The sequence below is a fragment of the Spiroplasma endosymbiont of Megaselia nigra genome (assembly GCF_003987485.1).
GTDB lineage: Bacteria > Bacillota_I > Bacilli_A > Mycoplasmatales > Mycoplasmataceae > Spiroplasma.
The window spans coordinates 1-4,464 of record NZ_RCOO01000091.1; the positions used below are offsets into that span (position 1 = coordinate 1).

At 25.6% G+C, this 4,464-nt stretch carries 7 protein-coding genes and 1 pseudogene; 7 read left to right on the forward strand and 1 reads right to left on the reverse strand.

What is annotated here, in order from left to right; genetic code table 4:
- Together D9R21_RS08400 and D9R21_RS04505 are read left to right on the forward strand one after the other, a co-directional pair.
- Positions 1-269, forward strand: a pseudogene (locus D9R21_RS08400) (hypothetical protein); the annotation flags it as partial.
- A 42-nt stretch (positions 270-311) separates the two neighbouring features.
- Positions 312-1,088: a hypothetical protein gene (locus D9R21_RS04505; protein ID WP_241568771.1), complete on the forward strand. Its 777-nt coding sequence runs from the start codon at positions 312-314 to the stop codon at positions 1,086-1,088.
- Between the two features lie 14 nt (positions 1,089-1,102).
- Here D9R21_RS04505 and rnhC read toward each other — a convergent pair whose 3' ends face one another.
- A complete protein-coding gene (gene rnhC, locus D9R21_RS04510; RefSeq protein ID WP_126821271.1) occupies positions 1,103-2,002 on the reverse strand; it encodes a ribonuclease HIII in 900 nt (299 codons plus the stop codon).
- 97 nt (positions 2,003-2,099) lie between these two features.
- Between rnhC and D9R21_RS04515 the strand changes: the two genes are divergently transcribed.
- The 5 genes from D9R21_RS04515 to D9R21_RS04525 all read left to right on the forward strand — a co-directional run.
- Positions 2,100-2,441: a holo-ACP synthase gene (locus D9R21_RS04515; RefSeq protein WP_126821272.1), complete on the forward strand. Its 342-nt coding sequence runs from the start codon at positions 2,100-2,102 to the stop codon at positions 2,439-2,441.
- A gap of 79 nt (positions 2,442-2,520) precedes the next feature.
- A complete protein-coding gene (locus D9R21_RS08405) occupies positions 2,521-2,736 on the forward strand; it encodes a hypothetical protein (protein WP_241568772.1) in 216 nt (71 codons plus the stop codon).
- Positions 2,737-2,798: 62 nt separating this feature from the next.
- Complete coding sequence (locus D9R21_RS04520) at positions 2,799-3,374, forward strand: hypothetical protein (protein WP_241568773.1); 576 nt, start codon at positions 2,799-2,801, stop codon at positions 3,372-3,374.
- Between the two features lie 713 nt (positions 3,375-4,087).
- Complete coding sequence (locus D9R21_RS08540) at positions 4,088-4,210, forward strand: hypothetical protein (protein ID WP_255416616.1); 123 nt, start codon at positions 4,088-4,090, stop codon at positions 4,208-4,210.
- 14 nt (positions 4,211-4,224) lie between these two features.
- On the forward strand, positions 4,225-4,464 hold a 240-nt coding region (locus D9R21_RS04525; RefSeq protein WP_148108828.1), incomplete at its 3' end, for a hypothetical protein.

The window sequence follows — 4,464 nt, forward strand, 5'->3', positions numbered from 1 at the left end:
GGTGTGTCAAAATTAATAAATTTAAGACAAAACTACTAAATTTTTTTAAAATAAATTATATTGAACATTTATTTTATTGATGTTATAATGATATTAAATGAACTGCTACACTTCATAGTACAATTTACATTCAAAAAAAATTTAAAAATACAAAACCAGATTTTATTATTCGCTTAATGGTAACAGTTTATATTACAATGACAATGCTAGTATTTTGATTAGGGTTAGCAGTGCAAGGTGATATAGTAACAAATATGGGTGTTTATTAATGAATTTCAACATTTATTTTGCATACCATTATTACGATTGTAATGATTTTAAGTTATATTGTTACCGCTGGTGATACATTTTACAAATTTGAAACCCATCATAAAACTAATTATTGATTAATTTGTTTATATCCGACCCTATATTTAATTTGTATTTTAATTCGTGGTTATATTCGACATAGTGACCACCAACCAGACAATACTCTATTTCCTTATTTTTTCTTAAATTTTTATGCAACAAATGGTTTTGCCTTATTAGCTGTTGGCTCAGTGTTAATTTTTACCTTATGTACTTCATTTCAATATTTTTATATCTGAATTAATAACTTATTTTATTTTCGTAAGCAAATTAAAGAAAATAATATTACCAAAGTTGATCAAATTAAAATTATGATAAATATTAAACAACATCGCCAATTAGATCAAAAAGGTAAAATTGCTATGATTCTAGCGATTGTAGTTGCTATTTTTAATATTATTTTTTCCGTTTTATATTATGTTTATCGTGATATGTGGTCAAAAATCTTAAATTATCCTTATCAAAAAGAACTTGTCTTAGCTTTTGCCATCTTAGGATTAAAAAATCTTTATTGAGCTCGAATTGTGGTTGGCTTTTGTTCAATTGCTTTAGTATGTTTTAATTGAATTTGAATTATTGGTCCTGTGTTTGATATTGTAATTGCAACATTATGTTTAAATAATCATAAATATTCGAAAGCAGATTTTGATGCTTATTTAGCAACACATCAGCAACCATTAAAATATAAAGCAAAAATAATTCCTAATGAAATAATTGCTTTTGATGAAGATGAAAAATAATCCTTCTAGAAGGATTATTTTTTTGTTAAATTAAAATGTTCTTTTAAAAATTGAGTGTAAGTAGTTGCTGGTAGCAGTTTTTTATATTTACGTGCTAGCGCTTTAACATCTTCACTAGCCCCTAAGGGAAACGATAAATGATATTTTGTTGCAAGTTCATTAATTTTAATTAGAAAGGCGGCACGACTTAAAATCGCGCTACAAGCAATGGCTAATGATTTTTCTTCTCCTTTAGTAATAAAAACAAGGTTATCTTTGATAATTGTACTTGTTTTAGTTTTTTGTAAATATTCAAAATATTTTGTTTGGTTAACAAATTGGTCAATAAAAATTGTTTTATTATTCAACTGATGTTTTGCTAATAATTGGACTAAAGCTTGATTATGCGCTAAGGTTTTAATAATATGAGCGTTTTGATATTTAGCATATCATTTGTTATAAAGTTCATTATTAATAATAATAGTAACACTTTTGACCATTTTTTTAATTATTGGGGCTAAACTTAAAATCTGCTGTTTTGTCATCTTTTTACTATCCTTAATTGGTAACTTTGCTAATTCATTAAAAGTTGCAAGCGGAAGATAAGAAGCAGTAACAACTAGCGGGCCAAAAATATCGCCAACACCAACTTCATCGTTACCAATCACATCTTTTTGAAAATATGTCATTGGAATAGAAACATTTTTATTTGGTAAGGGATTCATTAAGGTTGGAAAAAAACGTTTTGCTTCTTTTTCAGCTTGATAGCCTTGAAACAAAACACTATTTGTTTTATAAATTGTAATAATAATCCCATTTTTATTAAAAACATTAGTTTTATTGGAATCTTTATTATGAATTGCGTAATTTTGATAAGTAGTAATAATTGCTTTAATAATTGTGGAATCAACTTTCTTAAAACTGATATTATTCATATGATGCCCCTCATTATTTTCTTTTATAAAATTATTATATCGTTTTTCAACCTTTTTTGTTAAAATATTAGTAAGTTATCAAACGGAGGAAAAAATTATGATTAAAAATGTTGGTATTGATATTATTCAAAATAAACGAATTAAATTATCGACAGCATTTATTCAAAAAGTATTAAGTCCAGCTGAAATAAAACAATATGCAACTTTTTTTGATAAAAATACTCAACGACAATTTTTAGCAGGACGATGAGCGGCAAAAGAAGCTTTAGTTAAAGCCTTAGAAAGTAAGTTAATTTTAAACCAAGTAACAATTTGTTTAAAAGATGATAATAACCTTCATGTTGAAGGACTTTCATTAGAACAAAATGAACTTGTTCATGTTTCAATTAGTCATGAGCGAGAGTATAGCGTTGGCTTTTCCATTTTTTCAACTTTTTAATAATTGTTTTTCTTTTTTTCTGCAAAAGTAGAGTATAATGATAGTGGAGAAATTTACAAAAAGGGGGGACAAAACATTAATGAATTATTCATTTGATGATATTTTATTTAAAGACTTTTGCAGTAACCCTTTTATTCGTCAATGAATTCTTGAAAATAGATATGTCAGTGATGGTGTCTTTAAGTTCTTTTTATTAATGTTTATTTTTGCTGCCTTTTTTTATTTACAATTCTTTCATCATGAACTTTTTTACATTATAAAAGTAAAAAAATTAGTGCTTCGCGTAGTTTACTAAATTGTGTTTCAATTATTGGGGGAATTAGTACCTTTTTCTTTAGTAAATTAATTTGAAATTTAGTGTTAGTACCAGATTATTCAATTGATCCAAGTTATTATCGAATATTATTAACAGGATATTCATATGTACAATTAACGATTACCCTAGCTATGATTTTCAATAGTCGGCGTTTAGTTTCACTTTTGTTATATATTGTTTATGCTTCACCATTTGTTATTATTGGACCAGTTATTCTTAATAATTTTAATGATGTAAATCTTTGTTATGATAAAGAATTATTTATTATTTTAACTATTTTAGTAATAACGATTTTTATTGCTAGTTTACAATTATGTGGTCTTTTAACCCGTCAAGATGAAAAAAGCAATGTTATTCGTTTTGCTATTATTTTAATTCTTTTCAATATTATTAATAATACTTCAAAATTATCAATTACAATAATATTGGAAGAAAATATTAAATTGCGTCAATTGTTTCAACAAATTTATTCTATTACAACATTAATTGTCGATTTATTTGCCTTATTTATTTTGGTATTATATTTGCAGCAAATGTTAACTCGCTCAAGAGATGAGATTCATCAAATTGAAAATTTAGATTTAATTAAAATTTTAGGTAGCCGGAAAAAAGCTTAGGTTTTATAAAAATTATAAATAAAGTAATTAAATATAAATTAAAGTAATCGCTTATTATAGCGATTTTTTTATTTGCATTATTCATCAGATAGTATCTTTAAATTAAAAATTAATCTATTGTTCCCTACAAATTAGTTAATTTTTATAATTTCCTTTCTGTGATTTATTATATTTTTTCGGTTTAACAACTAATAATATCATTTTTAATAAAGGTAATATCTGATGAATAATGCAATCTAAAACTTAATATTTTGATGCTTAAAGATGGATAACTCATCTATGGCACGAAGCCTTAAAGAAAGTGTGAAAGCGATTGGATTTACTATCCTATTTATTTCTTTAATTATCGGCAAGATTAATCACTTGCGAAATGTCAGAGCGCGTGTTTTTTGCTTGTTTTCATAAAAAGAGTGCTGTTAAACCGAAAAAAACAATATCGGACACTAAAAAAACAAGAGGGTTGGAGCTCCAAAAGGTTATTTTCTTTATATAAAGTTGTCTAGGGATGGATGAAGCGTAATTAATAACTGGGTAAACTATTTTTCAGTTTCTTTCCGTGGGGGTTAAAATATATCAAAATATCTTACCGCCCCCGCTCACCTGCAGTGAAGCGGGCGGCGAAGTAAATAAATAATAAAATAAATTATTTATTAAATATCAAAATATTAAGCAATAAAGGAGTGTTATTTTTTTTACAGGAAGGAAAATATTTGATGAAAAAATTAAATAAAAAAATTATTAATAAATTACAAGAATTAATGATACGAGCTTATCCAGTAACGGTAAATGATATTACAGATGAACATTGAGCATTAGGTTTACGCAAAAAGAATTAAGGAGTATAGATAAAATGACAGAATATAAAAGTTTGTATATTAATAAAACTTGAAATGAAATAACAACATCATTTGATTGAGTTAATTGTAAACCCACTAATTGTCGTATTTCCCATCATAAAAATCATTATGATTTACAATGTTTAGAATGAGCCAAAATGTACTTAAATTTATTTAAAGACAAGTGAGATGTTATTGTTTCATATATGAAACATTATAAAATTAACGATATTTTAGATTTAGCTTCAGATGGA